The sequence below is a fragment of the Flavobacteriales bacterium genome, assembly GCA_019694795.1.
GTDB lineage: Bacteria > Bacteroidota > Bacteroidia > Flavobacteriales_D > UBA2798 > UBA2798.
Genome location: JAIBBF010000032.1, coordinates 1 through 23737 on the forward strand (window position 1 = coordinate 1; position 23737 = coordinate 23737).

The 23737-nt window shown below is 40.4% G+C and carries 23 protein-coding genes; 9 read left to right on the top strand and 14 right to left on the bottom strand.

The features are described from left to right. Window positions 1-173: 2-C-methyl-D-erythritol 4-phosphate cytidylyltransferase (locus K1X56_10195; GenBank protein ID MBX7095084.1), on the bottom strand; the 173-nt coding region annotated here is incomplete at its 3' end. A gap of 84 nt (window positions 174-257) precedes the next feature. Beyond that, window positions 258-1307, bottom strand: a complete 1050-nt coding sequence (queA, locus tag K1X56_10200; GenBank protein ID MBX7095085.1) for a tRNA preQ1(34) S-adenosylmethionine ribosyltransferase-isomerase QueA — start codon at window positions 1305-1307, stop codon at window positions 258-260. A gap of 186 nt (window positions 1308-1493) precedes the next feature. Between queA and metG the strand changes: the two genes are divergently transcribed. Beyond that, window positions 1494-3578, top strand: coding sequence for a methionine--tRNA ligase (metG, locus tag K1X56_10205; GenBank protein ID MBX7095086.1), 2085 nt, complete (start codon window positions 1494-1496; stop codon window positions 3576-3578). Between the two features lie 61 nt (window positions 3579-3639). Next, entirely contained in the window at window positions 3640-4050 is a 411-nt protein-coding gene (locus K1X56_10210; GenBank protein ID MBX7095087.1) for a hypothetical protein, read from the top strand. Here K1X56_10210 and K1X56_10215 read toward each other — a convergent pair whose 3' ends face one another. Next, the gene (locus K1X56_10215; GenBank protein ID MBX7095088.1) at window positions 4051-5133 is read right to left on the bottom strand and encodes a c-type cytochrome; all 1083 of its coding nucleotides are present in this window, start codon (window positions 5131-5133) and stop codon (window positions 4051-4053) included. 125 nt (window positions 5134-5258) lie between these two features. On the opposite strand from K1X56_10215, the gene K1X56_10220 reads away from it, so the two are divergent. The 3 genes from K1X56_10220 to K1X56_10230 are packed head-to-tail and all read left to right on the top strand — an operon-like array spanning window position 5259 to window position 11154. Continuing rightward, window positions 5259-7352, top strand: a complete 2094-nt coding sequence (locus K1X56_10220; protein ID MBX7095089.1) for a tetratricopeptide repeat protein — start codon at window positions 5259-5261, stop codon at window positions 7350-7352. Between the two features lie 38 nt (window positions 7353-7390). Further along, window positions 7391-9457, top strand: coding sequence for a tetratricopeptide repeat protein (locus tag K1X56_10225; GenBank protein MBX7095090.1), 2067 nt, complete (start codon window positions 7391-7393; stop codon window positions 9455-9457). After that, window positions 9454-11154 (top strand): YfiR/HmsC family protein, encoded by a 1701-nt coding sequence (locus K1X56_10230; protein MBX7095091.1) that lies wholly within the window; start codon window positions 9454-9456, stop codon window positions 11152-11154. The genes K1X56_10225 and K1X56_10230 overlap by 4 nt, the downstream gene beginning before the upstream one ends. Here the strand turns inward: K1X56_10230 and K1X56_10235 are convergent, their stop codons facing one another. Continuing rightward, window positions 11155-12201, bottom strand: coding sequence for an SUMF1/EgtB/PvdO family nonheme iron enzyme (locus K1X56_10235; protein ID MBX7095092.1), 1047 nt, complete (start codon window positions 12199-12201; stop codon window positions 11155-11157). Between the two features lie 81 nt (window positions 12202-12282). Between K1X56_10235 and gdhA the strand changes: the two genes are divergently transcribed. Further along, on the top strand, window positions 12283-13683 hold the full coding sequence (gene gdhA / locus K1X56_10240; protein ID MBX7095093.1) for an NADP-specific glutamate dehydrogenase: 1401 nt from the start codon (window positions 12283-12285) through the stop codon (window positions 13681-13683). Between the two features lie 62 nt (window positions 13684-13745). Here the strand turns inward: gdhA and K1X56_10245 are convergent, their stop codons facing one another. Then, complete coding sequence (locus K1X56_10245) at window positions 13746-14270, bottom strand: hypothetical protein (protein ID MBX7095094.1); 525 nt, start codon at window positions 14268-14270, stop codon at window positions 13746-13748. A 140-nt stretch (window positions 14271-14410) separates the two neighbouring features. Between K1X56_10245 and tsaB the strand changes: the two genes are divergently transcribed. Further along, window positions 14411-15079, top strand: a complete 669-nt coding sequence (gene tsaB / locus K1X56_10250) for a tRNA (adenosine(37)-N6)-threonylcarbamoyltransferase complex dimerization subunit type 1 TsaB (protein ID MBX7095095.1) — start codon at window positions 14411-14413, stop codon at window positions 15077-15079. Here tsaB and K1X56_10255 read toward each other — a convergent pair. The 4 genes from K1X56_10255 to atpD are packed head-to-tail and all read right to left on the bottom strand — an operon-like array spanning window position 15061 to window position 18204. Continuing rightward, on the bottom strand, window positions 15061-15525 hold the full coding sequence (locus K1X56_10255) for a hypothetical protein (GenBank protein ID MBX7095096.1): 465 nt from the start codon (window positions 15523-15525) through the stop codon (window positions 15061-15063). The genes tsaB and K1X56_10255 overlap by 19 nt on opposite strands. A 20-nt stretch (window positions 15526-15545) precedes the next feature. Continuing rightward, the gene (locus K1X56_10260; protein MBX7095097.1) at window positions 15546-16370 is read right to left on the bottom strand and encodes an alpha/beta hydrolase; all 825 of its coding nucleotides are present in this window, start codon (window positions 16368-16370) and stop codon (window positions 15546-15548) included. Window positions 16371-16419: 49 nt separating this feature from the next. Next, a complete protein-coding gene (atpC, locus tag K1X56_10265) occupies window positions 16420-16653 on the bottom strand; it encodes an ATP synthase F1 subunit epsilon (protein ID MBX7095098.1) in 234 nt (77 codons plus the stop codon). A gap of 39 nt (window positions 16654-16692) precedes the next feature. Continuing rightward, on the bottom strand, window positions 16693-18204 hold the full coding sequence (atpD, locus tag K1X56_10270) for a F0F1 ATP synthase subunit beta (GenBank protein ID MBX7095099.1): 1512 nt from the start codon (window positions 18202-18204) through the stop codon (window positions 16693-16695). Window positions 18205-18375: 171 nt separating this feature from the next. Between atpD and K1X56_10275 the strand changes: the two genes are divergently transcribed. Both K1X56_10275 and K1X56_10280 read left to right on the top strand, forming a co-directional pair. Continuing rightward, window positions 18376-19314 (top strand): bifunctional riboflavin kinase/FAD synthetase, encoded by a 939-nt coding sequence (locus K1X56_10275; GenBank protein ID MBX7095100.1) that lies wholly within the window; start codon window positions 18376-18378, stop codon window positions 19312-19314. Beyond that, window positions 19311-19889: a leucine-rich repeat domain-containing protein gene (locus tag K1X56_10280; GenBank protein MBX7095101.1), complete on the top strand. Its 579-nt coding sequence runs from the start codon at window positions 19311-19313 to the stop codon at window positions 19887-19889. Before K1X56_10275 ends, K1X56_10280 begins: the two co-directional genes overlap by 4 nt. Here the strand turns inward: K1X56_10280 and K1X56_10285 are convergent, their stop codons facing one another. The 5 genes from K1X56_10285 to K1X56_10305 are packed head-to-tail and all read right to left on the bottom strand — an operon-like array spanning window position 19890 to window position 23727. Next, the gene (locus K1X56_10285) at window positions 19890-20516 is read right to left on the bottom strand and encodes a hypothetical protein (protein ID MBX7095102.1); all 627 of its coding nucleotides are present in this window, start codon (window positions 20514-20516) and stop codon (window positions 19890-19892) included. It abuts the gene before it with no gap. Between the two features lies 1 nt (window position 20517). Beyond that, a complete protein-coding gene (locus tag K1X56_10290) occupies window positions 20518-21729 on the bottom strand; it encodes an ABC transporter permease (GenBank protein MBX7095103.1) in 1212 nt (403 codons plus the stop codon). Between the two features lie 47 nt (window positions 21730-21776). Beyond that, the gene (locus K1X56_10295; protein MBX7095104.1) at window positions 21777-22607 is read right to left on the bottom strand and encodes a class I SAM-dependent methyltransferase; all 831 of its coding nucleotides are present in this window, start codon (window positions 22605-22607) and stop codon (window positions 21777-21779) included. A gap of 2 nt (window positions 22608-22609) precedes the next feature. Beyond that, the gene (rbfA, locus tag K1X56_10300; GenBank protein ID MBX7095105.1) at window positions 22610-22948 is read right to left on the bottom strand and encodes a 30S ribosome-binding factor RbfA; all 339 of its coding nucleotides are present in this window, start codon (window positions 22946-22948) and stop codon (window positions 22610-22612) included. Between the two features lie 44 nt (window positions 22949-22992). Then, entirely contained in the window at window positions 22993-23727 is a 735-nt protein-coding gene (locus K1X56_10305) for a glycosyltransferase family 25 protein (GenBank protein ID MBX7095106.1), read from the bottom strand. Window positions 23728-23737 lie beyond the last annotated feature (10 nt).

Below are 23737 nucleotides of genomic sequence, written 5' to 3' on the forward strand. Positions count from 1 at the left end.
ATATACTCCTTGGGTAAAACAACGATATATTTAAACGTTGGATCGAACCGATGAAAAGCTTCTATGGTATGTTGCAGAATCGATTTTCCATGAATGGGTAAAAATTGTTTTGGCTGAGAAGCGGCCATGCGTTTGCCGGAACCTCCTGCCACCAGTATAATTGTTGTTTCCATGGAAAATTTATTTGTTTAAAATAAATGAATTAAACTTTTTCATCCAATAAAAAAGGCCATCTTTCGATGGCCTTTTTGTTCGAATTATAAAATGAGCATGGCATCGCCATAACTGTAAAACCGGTATTCTTCTTTAATCGCTTCTTCGTAAGCATGCATTACAAAATCATATCCTCCAAAAGCAGTTACCATCATTAGCAATGTACTCATTGGCGTATGAAAATTAGTAATCATGCTATTTGCAATACTAAAATCATAAGGAGGGAAAATAAATTTGTTGGTCCATCCGTCAAATGGTTTTAAAAAGCCATCCGTAGAAACAGAAGTTTCAATTCCACGCATTACCGTAGTTCCAACTGCACATATTTTTTTTCTGTCGGCTTTTGCAAAATTCACCATATCGGCACACTCTGCAGGAATAATAACCTGTTCAGAATCCATCTTGTGTTTGGTTAAATCTTCCACTTCAACAGAACGGAAAGTACCCAATCCAACGTGTAAGGTTAATTCAGCGAAATTAACGCCTTTTAGTTCCAGACGTTTGATTAATTCTCGTGAGAAATGGAGTCCGGCAGTTGGTGCTGCTACTGCTCCTTCTTGTTTTGCATATACCGTTTGATATCGCTCTTCATCTTCTTTTTCCACTTCACGTTTGATGTACTTTGGAAGTGGTGTTTCACCAAGTGACATGATGGTCTTTTTGAATTCTTCATACGGACCATCAAATAAAAAGCGAAGTGTACGTCCTCTTGAAGTAGTATTATCAATAACCTCTGCTACCAATGAATCATCTTCACCGAAATAAAGTTTGTTTCCGATACGGATTTTTCGTGCCGGATCAACCAATACGTCCCACAACAGGCTTTCTCTGTTTAGTTCGCGCAATAAGAACACTTCAATTTTTGCACCGGTTTTTTCTTTATTCCCATACATACGTGCAGGAAAAACCTTGGTGTTGTTCAAAATCATGATGTCGCCATCGCCAAAATAGTTGAGGATGTCCTTGAATTTTTTGTGCTCAATTTTTTGAGTATCGCGGTGCAACACCATCAAACGACTTTCATCACGGTCGGATGTAGGGTGGGTTGCGATTAGTTCGGGGGGAAGTTTAAATTTAAACTGACTGAGTTTCATAAATCTTACAGGATTTTTTTATGTAAAGGGGGGCAAATATAGGTGGCCAGGGGGGGGCTTGTCAAGCATATTCCACTTTATTTCCAAAAAAGATTTGGAAACGACTGAGGATGACACGCAAACAAAACGGCTTTGATCTCCTTCCTGCCCATATAATCGTTATTTTTGCGGAATATTTATTGGATTTTGAGTACTACACAACGACACACGATTACCGCAGCTCTACCCTATGCAAACGGTCCTTTACACATCGGACACATCGCCGGGGCCTACCTGCCTGCTGATATTTATGCCCGTTTCTTAAAGTTGAAAGGGGATGATGTTGCATTTATTTGCGGTTCGGACGAACACGGAGCCGCCATCACCATACGTGCCAAAAAAGAAGGGATTAGTCCCCAGGAGATCATCGACAAATATCACTCCATTAACAAAAAGGCATTCGAAGATTTCGGTATTGCATTCGATATTTTTCACCGTACCAGTGATCCGTTGCACCATGCAACTGCGCAGGAATTTTTTCTTCAGCTCGAAAAAAACGGAGCATTTACCAAAGAAAGTTCAGAGCAATTTTACGATGAAGAACATCAGCAATTTCTTGCGGATCGTTATATCATAGGCACATGTCCGAAATGCGGAAATGAAAATGCCTATGGAGATCAATGCGAGAAATGTGGTACATCATTAAATCCAACCGATCTTATTCATCCAAAATCAACCCTTAGTGGAAAATCTCCTGTATTAAGAAAAACGGAACACTGGTATTTACCAATGGAACGTCATGAAAACTGGATACGGGAATGGATTGAAAAAGGAACATTAGACGGACATTTCCATCACGATCCCAAAGCATGGAAGTCGCATGTTGTTGGTCAATGTAAAAGCTGGATCGATGCCGGCTTACAACCCCGCGCCATGACCCGGGATTTAGATTGGGGTGTAAAAGTTCCCATTGAAGGTGCTGATGGAAAAGTGTTGTATGTATGGCTCGATGCTCCAATTGGTTATATCAGCGCAACCAAACAATGGGCAAGCGATAACAATAAGAATTGGGAAGACTACTGGAAAAATCCTGAAACCCGGTTAATTCACTTTATAGGAAAAGACAATATCGTTTTTCATTGTATTATTTTCCCCATATTATTAAAAGCCCATCAGGGATTTTTACTTCCTGAAAATGTCCCGGCCAATGAATTTTTAAATCTTGAAGGAGATAAAATTTCAACCTCCAGAAATTGGGCAGTATGGTTGCACGAATACATGGAAGATCTCCCCGGAAAACAAGATGAACTCCGATATGTTTTAGGATCCATTGCCCCCGAAACCAAAGACAGTGAATTCACCTGGAAAGATTATCAGGCAAGGGTGAACAATGAATTGGTAGCCATTTTCGGAAATTTTGTGAATCGTGTCTTAGTTCTCATTCAGAAATATTACAATGGCACCGTGCCATCGGTAAATCAACCCATAAAAACGGAAGCTGAGCGGGAATTATTTACTGCCATTATTCCGGAAAATATCATTGCCATTGAAGACAATATTGGCAAATACAAGTTCAGAGAAGCGCTGCAATCGGCAATGAATATTGCACGCGAAGGGAATAAATACCTTGCAGATACTGAACCATGGAAACTGATTAAAACAGATGAAGAACGCACGAAAGAAATATTATTTAATGCCCTTCAACTGGTAGCCAAATTGAATATTGTTTTTCGTCCTTTCCTTCCTTTTACATGCCAGAAGCTGGAAAAGATGTTGGAAAGCGGTCATAACGAATGGAAAGATTTGCAACTACCCGTAATTATAGAATCGGGTAAACAACTTCCAGAACCCGGACTATTATTTGAAAAAATTGAGGACGCCTTAATTGAGACTCAATCCAAAAAACTGGATGAAAGTCGCAAAGCATACAAGGCCTCCACAGTTCAGGCTAAAACCCAGAAAGCGGATGTAAGTTTTGATGATTTTTCTAAAATGGACATTCGGGTTGGTACCATCATCGCTGCCGAAAAAGTGGAAAAGGCAAATAAATTATTAAAACTGAAAGTGGATACCGGCATAGATCAACGAACCGTTGTTTCCGGAATCGCTGAACATTATTCTCCGGAAGAGATTATTGGTCAACAAGTTAGTATTCTTGTAAACCTAGCCCCCAGAAATATCCGTGGCGTAGAATCCCAAGGTATGATCTTAATGGCTGAAAATCAAGAAGGTAAATTGTGTTTTGTAAGTCCTTCAAAACTTGGATTTAACCCTGGCTCCGAAATTCGTTAACATGGGTTACAAATTAATCATCAGCTTGTTAAACTGATTTAGTATTGGGTATATTAGTGCTATGAACGTAAGCACTACTCCCGTCCTCAAAGAAAGGTATTTACCTCCTTTTGAGATGTTGTTACGTCCAGACAATATTATCGTTGCAAAAGTCCTCCCCGGCACCAAACATATCGACAAGGATTCTTTAGTCAGCTTACGCGAAACAGTAAAGGATTGGGGTGGAGGAAAAAGAATGCGTGTAATCATCCATATTCATTCGTTTACGCTGATTACGAACGAAGCCAAACACTATTCTGCAAGTGAAGAAGCAGGAGAATTCACCTTGGCGAATGCACTGATTGTTAATTCCACCGCAGAAAGAATCGCTTCTAACTTTTACATTTTATTTACCAAACCGGTTCGTCCCACTAAAATTTTCAGCAATGTGAACCAGGCGGTTGATTGGTTAATGAGTCTTAAGGATGATTAACTACTTAAGAATTATTCCCTCCGGAGCTTTGGTGTATTGAGCCGGAACAGTTCCTGTTAGTGTGCTTAAAAACGCAACCAGATCCATCACTTCTTCTTTTTTCAGCTCTTTGCCCAATTCCGCTTTAGCCATAATTTCGATGGATTTCTCCAATGAAGCAACACTGCCGTCGTGAAAATAAGGTGCGGTTTTTTCTACATTCCTTAATGAAGGAACTTTAAAAATATCCTTATCTGTTTCGACTTTGGTTACAGCCATACGTCCATCATCATTTTTCACACTGTGGGTAAGACTTCTGTAATCGATTCCAATTCCAAATTTCTGAAACATATTACCTCCCAGTAGAGCACCATTATGACAAGTAGTACAACCGGTTTCCATAAATAATTTCAGTCCGTTTTTTTCCTGCTTATTCAATGCAGTTAAATCCCCATTCATAAAATTATCGAAGCGGGATGGTGTAATTAATTTGCGTTCAAAGGCAGCAATTGCATTTTGAATATTTGCATAGGTTAAAGGATCACTTTCATTGGGAAAAGCAGCAGAAAACATGCTAACATATTCTTTCACGCCCTTTAATTTTTTTACCAGAAAATCTTTGGAAGGAATGGCCATTTCAACCGGATTTAATATGGGCATACCGGCTTGTTCCTCTACATCTTTTGCTCTGCCATCCCAAAATTGCATGGTATGTAATGCCGCATTTAAAACAGTGGGCGAATTTCTGTCTCCGTTTTTTCCTGCATCACCGGGTGATGTGGGAAGGTTATCCACTCCGTATTTGGATAAATCATGACAAGAATTACAGGAATTGTTTCCGGTTAGCGAGAGGCGGGTATCGTAATACAAATGGTAACCTAAATTCACTTTTTCTTCAGATAAAACGTGCAACTCGTCGGAAGCGTCGCCGGGTAGTGCTTTAAAAATGCCTTGTGCCTTTTTTAGCAACTCTTCATCTGCCTGACGCTCTTGAGCCTCCTCCTGACTTTTCCTGATTTTTTCTTTTTTTTCATCCAGCGCATTATTTCCGCAAGAAGCAAAAAATAAAACTGCGGCGACCGAAGGGAAAATGATTGATTTCATAAGCAGATTTTTTGCTAAATTATTGGGAATTAAACTAAGAATATGTGATGGAAGTCACCCCCGAAAAAAGTTTTCGCAAGCGCCTTAAAAAACATTACAAAACAGTATATTAGAGCTATCCCTCTATGAAAAAACCAGTCCTTTTCCTGTTTCTGGTTATGCTGAATTTTATCAGCGGAAAAATTATTGCCCAAAAAAGTGAGGCGGATAGTTTATTGAACGTTATTCAAAACAGTAAAGAAGACTCTTTAAGGGTTAAACTCACCTTTGATGCGGTCCGAATTTTCATGTATGAAAAAATTGATACGGTTCCCTATTTGTTGAAGGACATGGAACGCATCTCGGCGAAATTAAAATTTAAACGAGGCTTCGCTCAAGCTTACGCAGGTTATGGAATCTATTATCAATACAAAAATGATTTCCCAAAAGCAGCCAAATACACAAAAGATGCATTAAAAATCCGAACTGAATTAAAGGACACCATGGCCATTGTTGATATGAACAACAATCTTGGTGTTATTTATGATTATCTGGGCAATTATGCCGAAGCTACACGCTATCATCTCGAGTCGATGAAAATGGCAGAAGCTTCGAAAGATACCTTTGGCTGGTCGCGTTCGCTTAATAATCTCGGAGTAATTTTAAAACTTCAAAAACGCTATGAAGAGGCCTTAAGCAATTTCAAAAAAAGTCTTGAATTAAGAATTTTAACGAAGGATGAATACGGTATTGCTTCTTCTGCATTAAATGTTGGCACTTCCTTGCTTTACCAGAAGAAATTTTCGGAAGCAGAACCTTTTTTAAGAAAAGCATTATCCATAGGAAAAGAAATTGGCGACATTTTTATCATCAGCGATGCGGCCGCGGGTATCGGCTCCATGCATTACGATCAGGAGCATCTCGATTCTGCTCTCTATTATTTCCGGCAGGGCATGGAGGCTTATGAATTAAGCGATGATAAACGAGGAGCTTCCGACGTGTTCAGCCAAATAGCAGATATCTATTACAAAAAGAAGGATTATTCTCAGGCTGAAGGTTATTTCAGTAAATCATTTGTTTTAGCTAAATCGGTGAATTATAAATTTGGTATGCGCACTGCTGCATTAGGACTAGCCCATTGTTATGCCTTAATATCACAAGGTGAAAAATCGGTTGAGTTTATGCAGGAGTATGTCACACTTTCCGACAGTCTGTTCAGCGAACGAACCACCTCTCAATTAGAGGAAATGCAAACCAAATATGAGACTGATAAAAACCGTGAAAAAATAAAACAACAGCAAGCGCTTATTGAAAGTGCCGACAGAGAAGTTGCCGCCCAGGAAAAAGCACGGATTTTTCTTATTACAGGTATTATCCTATTACTTGCCTTTTTAGCTTACGCTGTTTACGGATACTTACAAAAAGTTAAAACAGCGAAGTTATTGGAGACACAGAAAAAAATTATTGAGCTAAAAAACAAAGAAACGACCGACTCCATCCAATACGCCAAAAAAATTCAAACCGCTATTCTCACCAGTGAGGAATACTGGAATAATATTTCAGATGAACACTTCATCTTTTTTAGACCTAAAGACATCGTTAGCGGCGATTTTTACTGGGCCTATGTTACGCCCGAGGGTGAATCTATCTGGACCGCTGCTGATTGTACCGGCCATGGAGTACCCGGCGCATTTATGTCCATGATTTCTTCCAGTCTACTGAACGAGATTGTGGTTGAAAATAAAATTTATAGTCCGGATGAAGTTTTAAATAAACTCCGCCAGAAAATTATTCGTAGTCTGGAAAGTCAGGACACCGAATACCACCAGCGCGACGGTTTGGATATTGCACTCTGCCGTTATAATCCCGTTACGCGAAAGTTAAGTTTTGCCGGAGCGAATAACGCTGCTTACATTTTAAGAGGATCTGATTTAATTGAATTAAAGGCCGACAAAATGCCGGTAGGAAAATCGCACGGAATAGAACATCCATTCTCACTGCAAGAAATAGATATTATGCCCGGCGATTGCGTGTATGTATTTTCAGATGGATACGGGGATCAATTTGGTGGTGAAAACGGCAAAAAATTTAAGCTATCCCGCTTTAAGGAACTTATTCAACAAATGGCAGGAATGCCACTTCAGCGACAAGCAATGCTGCTTGAAACCAACTTCCAAACCTGGAAAGGAAATTTTGAGCAGCTGGACGACGTTTGTGTGATCGGTATCCGTCTAAAATAATTTCAGGAATCCATATTAAGCCTTAGATTTGGGGGTCCATGAAGAAAGGATTTCTTTTACTGACCCTTAGCTTATTTTGCAACCTGTTTATTCAGGCGCAGGATGCTGCCTTTTATTACACAAAGGGGAAAGAAATTATTTTATCCAGACCAGATTCCGCTTTCACCTTATTTGAAAAAGCAGTTGAATTTTCCAGGAAGGAAAAAAACGATTCGCTCCTGGGCTTATCACTCCATGAATTTGGTAAAACCTGCTATGAAACATCCAAATACGTTAAAGCCACTGAATCATTTGCTGAAGCAGAAACCATTTTTGAAAAACTGAAACGTGATGCCGATTTAGCTGAATTGGATTTATCAAGAGGTCGTTTGTTTGTGAAACTTTCCGATTTCGACCAGGGCTCTAAATATTTTGTTTCGGCACAAAGGCGGTTTACTCTTTTAAATGACTATTCCGGTCAACTCCGCGCCGAAAACAACATCGGCGTGATGTATTTTGAAAAGGGCGATTTAAAACGCGCCCAATCCATCTTTTTTGAGCTGCAGAAAAAAACACCGGCGGGAGATCGTTCTCAGGTTGATTTATTCGGAAATCTTGCAATCATGTTCTTCTACACAGAACAACTGGATTCTGCTTTACTCTATTTCAGACGATCGCTTCAGGAACATAAACTCAATGGGAATACCGATGGCGTAGCCGTTAATTACAATAATATCGGTCACGTTTTTAATAAAAAAGGTCAATATGATTCCGCCATGGTTTCATTTAACCGTTCACTCGATCTCTACTCTTCGGTAAATAATCACGCCGGAGTTTGTTTGGCACTAGGCGGTAAAGCGCAGGTTTTTCATAAGCGAAAAATGTTCGATCAGGCCATGGAATTGTACAGGCAATCGTTCTCGATTAGTCAAAACTTAGGATTAAAATTCTTTGCCGAAAACACTTCCTTGCGAATGGCCAATCTCGAGGCAGAACGAGGAAATTATGAAAATGCATTCTCCTTGTTAAAAACACATTTGAGCTATAGAGATTCTACGCAGAATGAAAAAAGCGACCGCTTGGTGGAAGAAATGCAGGCCCGATTTAGCATGGAAAAGAAGGAGGCCCAAATTGATTCGCTTCGTCAACAGCAGGAATTGAGCGATCTCAAAATTATTGCACAACAAGAAGAAGCAGATAAAAAAAGTTATCTCGTAAACGGAATGTTGATCATTTCATTATTGATTCTCATCATGGGGGGCGTGATGTACTCGGCCTACCGGAACAAACGAAAATCGAATCAATTACTGACGATCCGTAACTTGGAAATTGCACAGCAGAATAAAGAGATCAAAGATTCCATCCGTTATGCAAAACACATTCAGGAAGCGATATTGCCACCAAATGAATTGATTGAATCTGTGTTTCCGGATTCCTTTGTGTTTTATCAACCCAAGGACATTGTAAGCGGCGATTTTTACTGGCTGGAAGAAACCGAAAACCAAATTCTTTTTGCAACGGTAGATTGTACCGGACATGGTGTTCCGGGTGCGTTTATGAGCATTGTTGCATTTAATGGATTAATTCAGGCCGTAAACGTACAGAAGCTTAGAAAACCTTCTGAAATATTAGATTTTCTAACCTTGCACGTCAATACCATTCTTCGTCAAAATCAGGAAAATTCAACTGTACGCGATGGGATGGATATTACACTTTGTGCACTTAACAAAAAGACCTATACACTTGAATATTCCGGAGCCAATAATCCACTTCTTATTGGGAAATCGAACGGTGAACTTTTAGAAATTGCTGCCGATAAACAACCAGTTGGAAATTTCTCCGGTGTAAATGTGCGTCCTTTTACCAACCACACCCTTCAATTGGAAAAAGGAGACGAGATTTTCCTTTTTTCAGATGGATTCTGCGATCAGTTTGGCGGAGAAAATGTACAAGGAAGACATAGCGGAGGAAAAAAATTCAAGTACTCTCGTTTTAAAAATAAAATTCAATCCATACTCGCTTTAAGTCCCAAAGAACAAATGAAGGTGTTACAATCGGAATTTGAATTATGGAAAGGTGATCTGGAACAATTGGATGATGTCTGCATAATGGGAGTGAAACTATGAAACGAGCGCTCTTATTTACCCTAAGCATATTGAGTTTTACGCTGGCCTTTTCGCAGGAAGAAAACAGAACAGCCAGGGCAGAATTTTTGGTTCGCTTTACCAAGTCGAAATTCATAGAATGGCCAAAGTCGAGCCGCAGAAATTTCGATTTTACCATTCTTTCCGATAGCCTCTTATTTGAGGAAGTAAAGAAACTATCCGGTAAAAAAACCATATTCGGAAAATCCCTAAATGTCAGTTTATCGAAATCGCTGGAATCGGTAGCGGATGGTGTTGACATGCTCTATGTTCACGCAAGTGATGGAATTCCGATGGATGTCCTATTAAAAAAATACGATAAAAAACCCGTTTTAATTGTAGGTGAAAATTATCCCTACCACAGTTGCATGATTAATTTATTGACGCTAAACGGAAAAACGGTTTATGAAATAAATACTTCTTTACTGGAAAAATCGGGATTAAAAGCTTTGCCTGCGCTCATCGAAGGACAATCGAACGATGAATTGCTCTGGAAGAAAAATGCAGAAGAAGCTAAACAACAATTAGAAAAGGAGAAAAGTCTATTACGAAAAAATGAAGCAGAGCTAAAGAAAGCGAAAGGATTGATTTCTGAAATGGATGAAATCATTTCGAGTACCGACTCTGCCCTACAAAGTACGAGTGACACACTGGAACAAGCCAAAAATGAGATTTCGCAGAAAAATGAAATTCTCACCAAAAAGGAACATGAAATACAAATGCAGGAAGTAGAAAATTCTGCACAACGAAAAATCACGATTGCTATAGTTATCGTATTGGTGTTGGTTCTTGCCTTCGCGATTTTCATTTTTGTTTCATTCAGAAATTCAAAACGAGTGAATCAGCAACTCGGACAATTAAACAAGCAATTGAAAAAACATAAGGACGATCTGTTCCTCCAAAAAATAACGATCGAACACAAGAATCGTGAAATTGAAGACTCGATTAATTATGCACGACGAATTCAGGACGCCCTGATGCCTTCGCCTCATTTATTGCGTAATTATTTTGCAGATAATTTTATTCTCTACCTCCCAAAATCCATTGTAAGCGGCGATTTTTTCTGGTTTCATCAAACCGAAAAACAGGCTATGGTTGCGGTGGTAGATTGTACCGGACATGGCGTACCCGGAGCAATGATGAGTGTTATTGGACTCAAACTCCTTAATGAAGCGGTAAATGAAAAAAAATTAATTCATCCCTCCGAAATTGTAGAACACATTGATCAGGGCGTAGCAGAAGCTTTTCGTCAAAATGCACAAATGAATATTCGCGACGGAATGGATCTTTCCATTATTTCCATTGATACCTCCACCCGAAAACTGGAGTTTGCCGGTGTATATAATCCCCTCTATATTGTTAATGAATCGGGATTACGCGAATTAAAGGCCGACAAAAAAGCGATTGGTTCTATAACCGGTGATTTCCGTTATACCAATCAAACCTTGCAATTAAATGCAGGAGATTCCATCTATCTTTTTACTGATGGATATGCCGATCAATTTGGTGGTAGCGGAGGTAAAAAATTTAAATACGCGCAATTAAGACAGTTACTGAAAGATAATTTTAACCGAAATATGACAGATCAGGAAAAAATTATCCGAAACACGTTCGAATCCTGGCGTGGTCAGTTAGAACAAGTGGATGACATTTGTATGGTTGGCATCCGAATTCATTGATCAGTTCTGAATCACCGTCATTTTTACCCGAAATCCCCGTTCAGCAGAAGAAGAATGATCGGCTGTATATTTTTCGGAAGTGGCAATGCGTAAAAAATACGGAACATCGCGCCAGCTTCCACCTTTAGAAATTCCTTCTTCCATTACAAATTCCTCCACATTTCCCGACATGCAATAGAGGTCATACCCATTGGGGAAATAGGATTTAACCGGTGCAGTTACATCTGCATAATCAAATGCTGGCATAATGGAATTTAATACCTGTGCCTGATATTGAAATGCAGATCCATCGGAACAAGTGGCAGGTTTCATGGCCGCTTCTAAAAACATTACACAATTCGCCAGAATTAATCCTTTAGAATTTCGGATGTAGGGTCCGCCCCAGGGGAAAATGGCATTTTGAAGTTTTCCCATTGCAGCAATCATCCATTCATCTTCGGCAGGCAAACTGAATTTGACTTCCTTAAATTTTCGTTTCGAATCGGAATTATAGCTCGCAGTTAACCACTCACAAAAATGTAATGCCTGCGTATAACTTACACCAACAACCGGATAATTACTATACGCTGGGTGGCGGAAATAATATTCGACATACGGTTCATTGTAAGCCAATTTATCCCGCCAAACCAGCGTATCAGGAAGCGCATTTTGATACCGGACACTGTCTCCGGTAAGCCATAGTTTCGATAAATAGTATAAATATTCTCTATTGGAAATTTCACATTGCTGTAAATAAAATTCGCTACATGAAATCGTTTTTGATTTTCCTTCATCGCCGGTAATCTGCACTGAAGATGCAGCGATTTTTTTTATGGATTTTTCCCAATAGGAAGCAGATAATTGAACATCCGATTTTGCATTTATTACCTGTGAAATCAGAAAAAAAGTAACTGCAAATAAATTTCGATTACGCATAGATGTAGCTTTGGTTGGTTTAGTACCATAGGACATCACCCGGTGATCGGTTACAGAATATTCTCCTCTTTTTTTATACCTGTTAGAAACACGTTGAAATATTACTGAGATAAAACGCTGTAAATCAGTCAACAAAATTGAATACTGACTTTTATCTTTTTCGTATCATGGAATGAAAAAATAAATACATTTGGGGCTCTAACTATTAAAATTATGGCTACGAAAACAGTTGCAAAAAAGAGTGCATCTAAAGCTTCTTCAAATGGCTCTGCTGTTCATGCAAAGATTGATGCTTTCATGGATATGGTGAGATCAAAAAATCCGAATGAACCTGAATTCCTTCAGGCTGTGCAGGAGGTTGCTGAAACTGTAATTCCTTACATTGAGGCAAACCCTAAATACAAAAAGGCGAAAATCCTTGAGCGTATTGCAGAACCTGAGCGTGTAATCATGTTCCGTGTTCCATGGATGGATGATAAAGGTGAATGGCAGATTAACCGTGGATTCCGTATTCAGATGAATTCTGCAATTGGTCCATACAAAGGTGGTCTCCGTTTCCATCCTACTGTTAACCTTTCAGTTTTAAAATTCCTTGCATTCGAGCAAGTATTTAAAAACTCATTAACTACTCTGCCAATGGGTGGTGGTAAAGGTGGATCCGATTTCGATCCGAAAGGAAAATCTGACAATGAAATCATGCGCTTTTGCCAAAGCTTTATGACTGAACTTGCAAAACATATCGGAGCAGATACAGACGTTCCTGCTGGTGATATCGGAGTTGGTGGTCGTGAAGTAGGATATATGTTTGGTCAGTACAAACGTCTCCGTAACGAATTTACAGGTGTTCTCACCGGTAAAGGCATCACCTTTGGTGGTTCATTGATTCGTCCGGAAGCAACAGGTTACGGTTGTGTTTATTTTGCTGCTGAAATGTTAGCTACAAGAGGAAACAACTTTAAAGGTAAAACCGTTGTTATTTCCGGTTCCGGTAACGTTGCTCAGTACGCTGCAGAAAAATCTATTCAATTAGGCGCTAAGGTTATTACAATGTCCGATTCTTCTGGTTATATCGTTGACAAAGACGGTATCGATGCGAAGAAATTAGCTTTTGTAATGGAGCTTAAAAACGAAAAGCGTGGACGTATCAGCGAGTACGTTAAGAAATATAAAAACGCAAAATTTGTTGCAGGAAAAACTCCATGGGGAGAAAAATGCGATATCGCTCTTCCTTGCGCAACTCAAAATGAGCTTAACGGAAAAGATGCAGAAGTACTCGTTAAAAACGGTTGTTTCTGTGTTGCAGAAGGTGCAAATATGCCATCTACCATCGATGCCATCAATCACTTTGTTGCTAAGAAAATTCTTTATGCTCCGGGTAAAGCTTCAAACGCAGGTGGTGTTGCAACCTCTGGTTTAGAAATGAGTCAAAACTCACTTCGTCTTTCCTGGACTAAAGAAGAAGTTGACGAGCGCTTACACAACATCATGAAAAACATCCATGCCACTTGCGTGAAGTACGGTAAAGAAGGTGACTTCATTAACTACGTTCGCGGTGCAAACATCGGAGGATTTGTGAAAGTTGCTGATGCAATGTTAGGTCAGGGTCACGTATAATCCGTGATTTCTTCCATAAAAAAAGCCCGCCGAAAAGCGGGCTTTTTTATTTAATTATTTTTTTAGCGGTTGAACATACGTCCAAAAAGCGCAACCAGAAAATGTTGTTTTTTACGACAGCGTTTAATGTGCAAACGCAAATCTGCAATCACTTTATCATTGAGCGATAAGGCAATTGCTTTTTTATAATAGCGAATGGCATTGGTATAATCAGATCTCAATTCAAACAACGACCCGAATTCGTCATACACAGCACTTTTGTTAGTCCCCTCAATTTTTTCTGCCCGCTGCAAAATCTCTTCCAGTTCATTTAAACGACCTAAATCGCGAAGCATGTAGGCGTAATTAAAATAAGTTGGAGCGTATTCAGGATCAAACTTCAGCGCCAAACGAAAATGCTTTTCAGCCGTTTTATAATCCTGATATTTCGTTTTATAAAGCCATCCCAGGTGGTTATGAGCTTTTCCAAAAGAAGGTTCCTCAGCCAGAATTTCTTCCAGCAGTTTTTTTCCTTCGGCCATATTGCCTTCATCCAAGGCTCTGTCGGCTTCTAAAAAAAGTTCTTCTATTTGAGATATGGAATTCAAGCGTTTGCTTTTTAATTAAGACGAAAAATCAATTTGAGGTTGCCTAAAATTAACCAAAAGCAGCAGTAAAACCAAACCAATTGTCCGCTATTACCCGCTGTTCGACCTAAATTAAGGGCATTTTACGCATCTTTGCATCCATGTCGACCATCCTCTGCATAGAAACCTCAACAAAAGCCTGTTCGGTGGCACTGGGTGAAGGTTCTACCTTTGTTGCGGGTAAATTCATCTATACCGGAGAATTTACGCATGCAGAGCGTTTAAATCCCCTCATCGAAGATTTACTGGCAGAAAACGGAAAATCATTTGCGGATCTGGACGCCATTGCGGTTAGTTCCGGACCCGGGAGTTATACGGGATTGCGAATTGGCGTGAGTACGGCTAAAGGTTTGTGTTATGCGTTATCCATTCCCCTTATTTCCATCGATAGCTTATCGCTGATTGCAAAAGAGGCTATGCGGCAACATCCGGGAGCAGAATTTTACGTTGCCATGATGGATGCCCGGCGAATGGAAGTGTTTAGTTCAGTTTATTCATCTGATGGAACCTGTATTCAACCCGCAGAGGCAAAAATTCTGGATGAAAACAGTTTTCCATCCTTATCCGGCAACACGGTTTTTGCGGGAGACGGAAGTGATAAATTTAAACCCATTCAAACCCATCCACAAGCTGTTTTTCTTACGGGAATTCACCCTATGGCAGAGCATATGATTGCAGATGCATTTAAAAAATTAAGCAGTGGACAAATCGAGAATACCGCTTATTTCGAGCCTTTCTATCTAAAAGAATTTTATTCTCCGAAATCCTGATCCAACACGTCCTCCAACGGTGCTTCTGAACGAAGAGTCGATTTGCGAAGGAAGAAAAAGGCAAGGCCATGCAGGATCATCAGGATAAACAAAGCAATGATCCATGCAGGGAACACTTCATCGAAAGAAATGTGGGTAGGACTTAAAAACATGAGGGTCGACCAAATCAACATCACCATACAAATCAGGTTTCCGATCGTGGATATGGTTCTCACCTGTTTTGATTTAGAAAAAAAGCTGAACAGGAAGATTACAAAAGTAAGCGAGAACCAAAACAAGGAATTCTCCGCCACCTCTTTTGTCCATTCAATTCGCGAAGCACCGGTATACTCGCCATATAGAACATCTCCCACATCATTTACGCGTTCCATTCCATTGGAAACAGAAAGCGAAAATGCAAATAGGAATTGCAGGGGGACGAATAGTAACTGAAGCGGTCGCAACATTCAACTAAATCATTAGTTGATTAGTTATTGGCTACCTGATTAGGCTTAATTTTTTCTAAAAACGATTTCAGAGCAGTCCAGTATTCTGCATTGTTTTTTGTTTCACTCCACAATGCACTTGACCCATGAATACCTTCTTCAAGCGGCGTAAATTCATCTTTAATCGCAGATGTTGTTCCAGCCATTAATGCAGAAATCTCTTTCATTTCCTTTTTAGACCCGGTAACAAAAACCGGTTTGGAAAAGCCATCGATTTTTTCTTTGACTTTATACTTAAAATATTCACCCGGTGAAAAAGCAATTACCGCCTCAACTTGTTCATTGTCCTTTCCAATTTCCAGCGCTAAAGAAGCGGAGTAAGAAGATCCCCATAAAATAACTTTCCCATTGGTTTTATGGTGAACATAATCAATGGCAGCTTCGATATCCTGGCGGGCATCTGTGTATTCCGTAGCTTTCTTTTCTTTTTTTGCACGGTGAGCTGTTTCATTGATCATATCATTACACTCCTCACCGGAACGCTGATCAATGGCCAGACAATTATAGCCCAGGGCATTTAATTCCTTGGCAATTTCACGGTACTCACCACGTGAATAGCCGGCCTGGTGACAAAGAATGATGTATTGTTCCGAAGGAATTACCTCATAGCTATTGGCGGTGATGGTTAAACCATCTTTTGAAGGAAATTCCAGATGACCAAACACCATAAACGAATCTTTAGGGGCTGTTTCCGTAACCACAACGGTATCGGTTTCCTTTATGACTTTTGTTTCAATTTTGGTTTCTGCTTCACCGCAAGAAAGTGCAAACACACTGGCGGCGCTAAGGAGGAATATCTTTTTCATAGACTACTAAAATAAAAAACCCCGGTAACATCCGGGGTTTAATTTTGTTTTATTCTGCGAGTATGATCACTTTATTTCTGTTCACCTCAACAACTCCACCACCTACATCAAAGGTTTTTTCTCCTTCGGCACTACTAATTTTGATTGTACCGGCCTTTAATGTGGTAATGAGCGGCGCATGGTTCTCCAGTATTCCAAGTGAGCCGTCCTTTCCCGGGAGACTAACGGCACTTGCTTGTCCGGAAAACAGACTGCTGTCTGGCGATAAAATATCTACATGCATAGTTTTAACGTTTAATGTTGACTAATTCGTGAAGTTGGATTACTTCGCTGCTTCAGCCATTAATTTTTTACCTTTTTCAATCGCCTCTTCAATGGTTCCAACAAGGTTGAATGCTGCTTCCGGATAATCATCCACATCACCATTCATAATCATATTAAATCCTTTGATGGTTTCTTCGATTGGAACCATTACCCCTTTTAAACCGGTAAATTGTTCTGCAACGTGGAAAGGTTGAGATAAGAAACGTTGTACACGACGAGCGCGGTGTACCACTTTTTTATCTTCATCAGAAAGCTCATCCATACCAAGGATGGCGATGATATCCTGAAGTTCTTTATAGCGTTGAAGAATTTCTTTAACACGCTGAGCGCAATCGTAATGAGCTGCCCCAACAATTTCCGGAGTAAGGATACGCGAAGTAGAATCCAATGGATCTACTGCAGGGTAAATTCCCAACTCAGCGATTTTACGACTCAATACCGTAGTAGCATCCAAGTGCGCAAAGGTGGTAGCAGGAGCAGGGTCAGTAAGGTCATCCGCAGGCACGTATACCGCTTGTACGGAGGTAATAGAACCTCGTTTTGTAGAGGTAATACGCTCTTGCATTGCTCCCATTTCAGAAGCAAGTGTAGGCTGATAACCTACCGCAGATGGCATACGACCAAGAAGTGCAGACACCTCAGATCCTGCTTGTGTAAAGCGGAAGATGTTATCAATAAAGAAGAGGATATCGCGACCACCTGATTTCTCATCACCATCACGGAAATATTCTGCCATGGTTAATCCTGAAAGCGCCACACGAGCACGAGCTCCAGGAGGTTCGTTCATTTGTCCGAATACGAAAGTAGCTTTAGAGTCGGTAAGGGTTTCTCCTTTTACAGAAGAAAGATCCCATCCACCGTGGTGAAGCGATTCCATAAATCCTTCGCCATATTTTACAATACCGGCTTCGATCATCTCACGAAGAAGGTCATTCCCTTCACGTGTACGCTCTCCTACTCCTGCAAATACAGAGTATCCGTCATATCCTTTTGCGATGTTGTTAATCAACTCCTGAATCAATACGGTTTTACCTACACCGGCACCACCAAATAATCCGATTTTACCTCCTTTTGCATAAGGCTCAATCAGGTCAATTACCTTGATCCCGGTAAATAATACCTCCGTTGAAGTAGAAAGATCCTCGAAACGAGGAGCAGCACGGTGAATAGAATAACCACCTGCCTTGTCAACCTGTGGCAATCCGTCAATTGCATCACCTACCACATTGAAAAGACGACCTTTAATGGCATCTCCAACTGGCATGGTAATAGGAGCCCCGGTAGAAAGCACTTTCATTCCGCGACGTAAACCATCAGTAGAGTCCATCGAGATAGCACGGATGGTGTCCTCACCAACATGTTGCTGAACCTCAAGTACAACTACCTGACCGTTATCTTTAGTAACTTCAATTGCATCGAGAATGTTAGGAAGTTTAACTCCGTTTTCGAAGCTAACGTCCACAACCGGTCCGATGACCTGTGCGATTTTTCCGTAGACCTTGTTTGACATCGTATTAAGCGATTTATATGAATGATCGAATTTCGGCCGCAAAGGTATGAGAAATACCCAAATAAGAAGTGAAAGTGTTAGTAATTTTATTTTCATAAATTTGAAGTCTGGCTCGTAGGCTTATTAGCCTTTAAAAACGGGACATTCATCGACCATAGAGAGCTTTTTGCAGTGAAGGTTTATACACATCCGGAACATTTCAGGAACGTTACCCGTCCGATTATCACTACCGGTACATTCGACGGGGTACATCAGGGACATCTCCACATTATCCGCAGGCTAAAGGAAATAGCTGCAGTTAATGGCGGGGAAACCGTGGTATTCACCTTTTCTCCCCATCCCAGATTGGTTTTGTTTCCTGATGATCAAAAACTTAGACTTCTCAATACGCAATCGGAAAAAATTTCATTGCTGGAAAAGGCCGGAGTGGATCATTTGATCATTTACCCTTTTACCAAAGCATTTTCTCGTTTAACCGCGGTTGAATATGTGAGGGATATTTTGGTCAACCAACTTCACATTCACCGCTTGGTGATAGGGTACGACCACCAATTTGGCCGCAACCGGGAAGGCTCTATTACCAATTTACAGGAGCTGGCGCCGTTGTACGGATTTGAAGTGGAGGAAATACCTGCCCAGATGGTAGATGATGTAAATGTTAGCTCTACCAAAATCAGACAATCCCTCCAAGAGGGAGATATTGAATCGGCCAATCAATTTTTGGGCTATTCGTATCCCTTGAGTGGAATTGTAATAAGCGGACAACAAATCGGACGAAGCATTGGTTTTCCCACGGCGAACATCCAGGTGACCGAGCCTTTAAAACTGATTCCCGGGGATGGCGTATATGCTGTTAAAATCAGCCACAAAGGCAAAGCATATGGCGGAATGTTAAACATTGGGATTAAACCAACTCTGGAATTAGAGCATCCCAACAGAACGCTGGAGGTAAATATTTTTGATTTTGAAGGGGAATTGTACAATGAAATGATTCAATTGGAGTTTATTGCAAGAATCAGGGAAGAAAAAAAATTTTTAAATCTCGATCAATTGAAACTTCAACTGCACGAAGATCGTCTAACTGCTCAAAAGCTTTTACTGCAATCATGAGAACATTATTGATCCTTTGCATGGTTTTTATCACCGGTATGTCGGTGGCACAGGAGGCGGACACCATGAAGGTGTATACGAGTCTGGAATCGGCTATGAAAAATCCGGAGGCGGTTTACAAATTGCGTTTATCGAAGATGGACCTGAAGGAATTTCCAATGGAGATTTTAAAAATGAAAAATCTGCGTGTTCTGGATCTAACCAAAAACAAAATAAAAACTATACCACAGGAAATTGGTCAACTGCAACACCTGGAAGTGTTGAATTTATCGCGCAATCGACTGGTAGAAATTCCTGCAGGCATTGGTGGATTAGTCAACCTTCGCTCACTTATTCTGAATCAGAATGAAATCGAATCCATCCCCAAGGAAATCGGCAATCTTAAAAAACTGGAATACCTCGACATGTGGAGCAATAATTTATGGTCCTTCCCCGAAGAACTGAAAGAGTTGGTTAGTCTGAAAGAGTTTGATTTACGAAATATACAATTGACCTTTAAGGAGCAGGAATACATCAACTCGCTTTTGCCAAAAACAAAAATTCATTACTCGCCAGCCTGCAACTGCGCCAAGTAATCAGGAAAATTTCTTTACAATTTTTTTCGCTGTTTTATTTACCACCCCCTTCGGGTGATCGCAATACGAACCTGCAATTTTGTTTATTTCGGTCCGCAACCCGGCAGATTGTTCGCCACAATTCAGCACCCCCTCCAATACGCGACCAGCATGCCGGTGATCATGCAATGGTGCAATTCGTAGAAGAATCGGAAAGGCGGTTTTTGCATTTACTTCATTTACTCCTGCAAAATTTGCAATGGCCTCAACGGCATAATCTCTGACGATGATACTCCCATCCCGTTCAATCATTTGCTCCAATTCGGGCAACAATGAAATAATAAGTTCAGTTCGCAATGAAGCTACCAGCGCAATGGTATGCATGGCTTCCCATCGGGTACGGTTGTTTTTATTTTTTAGAAGGGGAATAAGGTGCTCGGCATAAGGTGCCGTTTGTTGAGGATGTGTTAAAGAAAGTTCTGTAAACACTTCGGCGGCATCAGCGGAAAGTCCTTTGTTTTTCGAATTCAAAACCGGAATCAGTTCATTCAGCAGCTTCGGATTCTTTTTGCATTTTTCCGTCACTAATTTATTAGGCTCATTTCCCCGCACACCAAGTGAAGTAGAAAGTTCAAGTTCTATTCCCATATCAAAAATGCTTTTTAACGAGATAACGGACCGGAAAATAAGAACAACTCGCTCCAACCAACACCACTATTCCGAAAATCCAAATGAAATCCATAGCGTTTAATTGAACCGGGTAATGATCGATAACCGCACCTTCCAATGGTACAACGTGAAAATAATATTGCGTCAGAACAATGACAGAGCCCAAGATCATTCCCGAGAAGGCTCCGAAAAAATTAATCATCATGCCCTCACCAAAAAAAACAGAGCGGATAAATCGTTTATCGGCACCCATACTTTTTAACACGGCAATATCATTTTTCTTATCCATTACCAGCATGGTTAATGAAGCCAAAATATTAAAGCCGGTCAATAACAAAACAAACGATAACATGGCCAGAATAAAATACTTTTCGCTTTGGCTGACTTTATACAACAACTCATTCTGCTCGTATCGGGTTTTCACCTTAAAATCTGATCCGTAATGTTCCTGAAGTTGATTTTTTATTCTGTTGGCTTGTGCAGGATCACTCACTTTAATCTCCACTGCCGAAATATCGTCACCATATTCAAGCATAGCCGCAGCTAGATCGCGATGCACCAATACCGGTTTCAATTCATCATCGGAATCCACATTAAAAACTCCCGATAGCAAGGTGGTCTGACGATTAAAAGGATCGTTATTGATTTTTATTTTTTTGTTGCGGATCGGTGCGAACAGCGTTACCGATTCGTACTCACCGGGTCGGGAATTAACGTAAAGCTCCAATCCCGCAGCAATAGAAACATCCACCATGCAAAAATAAAACTCATCTTCCTTTAATACGGTATCTCCATCCTCAAGATGAAATCCTACATTACTCACCTCAAAAAAAGAGGGCTCAACACCTTTTAGCATGGCATGCACAAAACGATCGCCGTATTTAACGATGCACAATTCCTCTACTGTTTCCGAATAAGCTTGTATGCCCTCCTGGTTTTTTACAAACCCGAAATCAAATTCTTTTCTGTTAAAGGATTTTCCCTCAGATGGAGTAATTCGGATATCCGCATCGAATTTAGAAGATAAAACATCTACCAAAGATTCTAGTCCGTTAATGGCCGATAAAATGATAATCATGGACATTACACTGACAGCAATACCCACCACGGAAATACCGGAAATGATATTGATAACGTTGGTGGATTTTTTAGAAAACAAATACCGTTTTGCTATAAAAAACGAAGTATTCAATGCATCAGTTTTTGGAAAGATAATAAATAATAAGGCAGCGGTTGAGATTAATTGCAATTGGACCCCGCCCCATTTTTTTCTGCACGAACAATGAGTCCCGTTCCGCTCCGGTGGGGGGTATAGGTATCCATATAATGCAGAATGATGATTGGTAAAATAAAAATCATGTAATAAAAAGGCATAAACAGTATCATTCCCATAGAAGAATTCAACATTTTCATTGGCCATTTCATTGCCATTTTCCATGCCAGTTTTCCGGGAACTCCGTAAGAATAGTGAACCTTCACCTTACAAAATCCTGCCGCCTTTAACTTCTCTTTAATTTCCTGCGCCGAATAACCATTACGTACATGTTCGCTGATAAAGCTCGCACCGTTGTTGTTTTTAACGTCGCTCCCACCTAAATCACTCGGTGTGGAAATCAATAACACACCCCCGGTTTTGAGCGATTCGTAAAAATGTGAAAACACCCTGCGATCATCTTCGATGTGTTCCATTACATCCACCGACAATATCAAATTGAATGCTTCTTTTTGTTCAAACTCCAATAAATCTTCTGACCGGAAAAAAACATGGGGTTTATTTTGCGAGCGGAAAAAATCATTGCAGTCGGCCACATAATCGCGTTTTACATCTACGCCTAATATGCTCCATTTTCTTCCTTGTTTACTCATAAACCAGGAGTACTGTCCGAACCCTGAACCCGCATCAAGAATATGCACGGCGGAAGGCGCCGAACGTTTCCATTTTCTGATTTCTCGGTGAATGTGCCATGAGCGCAATAAAAGCGTGTCCAGAATCTTATAGAATAATCTTCTGGCAAATGGTCCCTGATTAAAAAAGGCTCCTAAGGAATTCTTTATCGGATCGTAATCCATGTCTATTTCTTCAGCAGGCGATCAATCTCTTGGGCATAGTTAATGGAGTCATCCAGATAAAATGCCAATTCAGGAACTACTCTTAACTGCTTACCGGTTTCTTGTCCGATTTTATACCTTATCTCTTTAGTCTGGGAAACAATAAAACGGAAAACTTCTTCTCTCGGCGGACCCCCATAAATACTGATGTAAACCTTGGCCATGGCCAGATCCGGCGACATCCGGACAACAGTTACCGTAATCATTGAACCACCGAAGTAAGTAACACTTTCCCGCTGGAAAAATGTACCCAATTCCTTTTGCAACAATGCTGCAACTTTTTGCTGACGGATAGTACTCATTAGACTGCAAAGTTAATTCTTTCCTGAATACAGAAAGCGAATGACTAGCGGAATCGGGAAAGAAGTTTTTTATAACCCTTTTGTACGATAAAATTGATACGTCGGAATACACTTTTTGGTTTATCATCTATTCCCGAACGGAACATTCCATTATGAGAACCCTGCTCTGCTACGGTTGGTTCCGACCAATACAGTGTTATTCCCAGTTCATTCACCATGTTGCCCATCCACCAGTCGACCGGTACCTCCATCGCTTGTTCAAGGAATCGACGGTATAACAATCCCGCAGCTTCTTTGCTCAAATAATAGGCGCCTGCACAGCGCGGATTTTTTGCCGGATATAAATATTGTCCTTCGATTTTCTGAGAAGAAGGGATAAAGGTTAACAATGAATTTTCGAGCGAAATAAAAACCTTTGATTTATTTTCATTTACCTTTTGCTCTGCCTCCAGAATAAACCGGTTGATCCAGCTGTTAAAATCGGCATGAAGCACCATGTCATCCTCAAAAATAACAGCTCCTTTTGCGTCCGACTCCATTACATTTTTCCAGGCCTGTATATGCTTCATTGCACAGGAAACCGCAGGCTGAATACCTTCCATTTCTTTGGTAAAATGGGCTGCGATATAGGCAGGATCTAATTCGGACATATCGTGTTCGAGGACCCATTGAAAGTTGATCTTCAAATCATCGAGTTGGGTTTGCATAAATCGTTCACGGTCCTCATACCCCGCTTTTACGTGAAGGACAAAATATAAAATGGAGCGATTTTCTTGCATTGCACAAATG

Excerpts from the sequence above, each read along its gene's own strand:
- gdhA (MBX7095093.1), top strand. The coding sequence starts at position 12,283 with ATGGCTACGAAAACAGTTGCAAAAAAGAGTGCATCTAAAGCTTCTTCA.
- atpC (MBX7095098.1), bottom strand. The coding sequence starts at position 16,653 with ATGCATGTAGATATTTTATCGCCAGACAGCAGTCTGTTTTCCGGACAA.
- K1X56_10215 (MBX7095088.1), bottom strand. The coding sequence starts at position 5,133 with ATGAAATCAATCATTTTCCCTTCGGTCGCCGCAGTTTTATTTTTTGCT.
- K1X56_10210 (MBX7095087.1), top strand. The coding sequence starts at position 3,640 with ATGAACGTAAGCACTACTCCCGTCCTCAAAGAAAGGTATTTACCTCCT.
- K1X56_10285 (MBX7095102.1), bottom strand. The coding sequence starts at position 20,516 with ATGGGAATAGAACTTGAACTTTCTACTTCACTTGGTGTGCGGGGAAAT.
- K1X56_10260 (MBX7095097.1), bottom strand. The coding sequence starts at position 16,370 with ATGAAAAAGATATTCCTCCTTAGCGCCGCCAGTGTGTTTGCACTTTCT.
- tsaB (MBX7095095.1), top strand. The coding sequence starts at position 14,411 with ATGTCGACCATCCTCTGCATAGAAACCTCAACAAAAGCCTGTTCGGTG.
- K1X56_10280 (MBX7095101.1), top strand. The coding sequence starts at position 19,311 with ATGAGAACATTATTGATCCTTTGCATGGTTTTTATCACCGGTATGTCG.
- queA (MBX7095085.1), bottom strand. The coding sequence starts at position 1,307 with ATGAAACTCAGTCAGTTTAAATTTAAACTTCCCCCCGAACTAATCGCA.
- K1X56_10230 (MBX7095091.1), top strand. The coding sequence starts at position 9,454 with ATGAAACGAGCGCTCTTATTTACCCTAAGCATATTGAGTTTTACGCTG.
- K1X56_10220 (MBX7095089.1), top strand. The coding sequence starts at position 5,259 with ATGAAAAAACCAGTCCTTTTCCTGTTTCTGGTTATGCTGAATTTTATC.
- K1X56_10295 (MBX7095104.1), bottom strand. The coding sequence starts at position 22,607 with ATGGATTACGATCCGATAAAGAATTCCTTAGGAGCCTTTTTTAATCAG.
- K1X56_10225 (MBX7095090.1), top strand. The coding sequence starts at position 7,391 with ATGAAGAAAGGATTTCTTTTACTGACCCTTAGCTTATTTTGCAACCTG.
- K1X56_10305 (MBX7095106.1), bottom strand. The coding sequence starts at position 23,727 with ATGCAAGAAAATCGCTCCATTTTATATTTTGTCCTTCACGTAAAAGCG.
- rbfA (MBX7095105.1), bottom strand. The coding sequence starts at position 22,948 with ATGAGTACTATCCGTCAGCAAAAAGTTGCAGCATTGTTGCAAAAGGAA.
- K1X56_10255 (MBX7095096.1), bottom strand. The coding sequence starts at position 15,525 with ATGTTGCGACCGCTTCAGTTACTATTCGTCCCCCTGCAATTCCTATTT.
- atpD (MBX7095099.1), bottom strand. The coding sequence starts at position 18,204 with ATGTCAAACAAGGTCTACGGAAAAATCGCACAGGTCATCGGACCGGTT.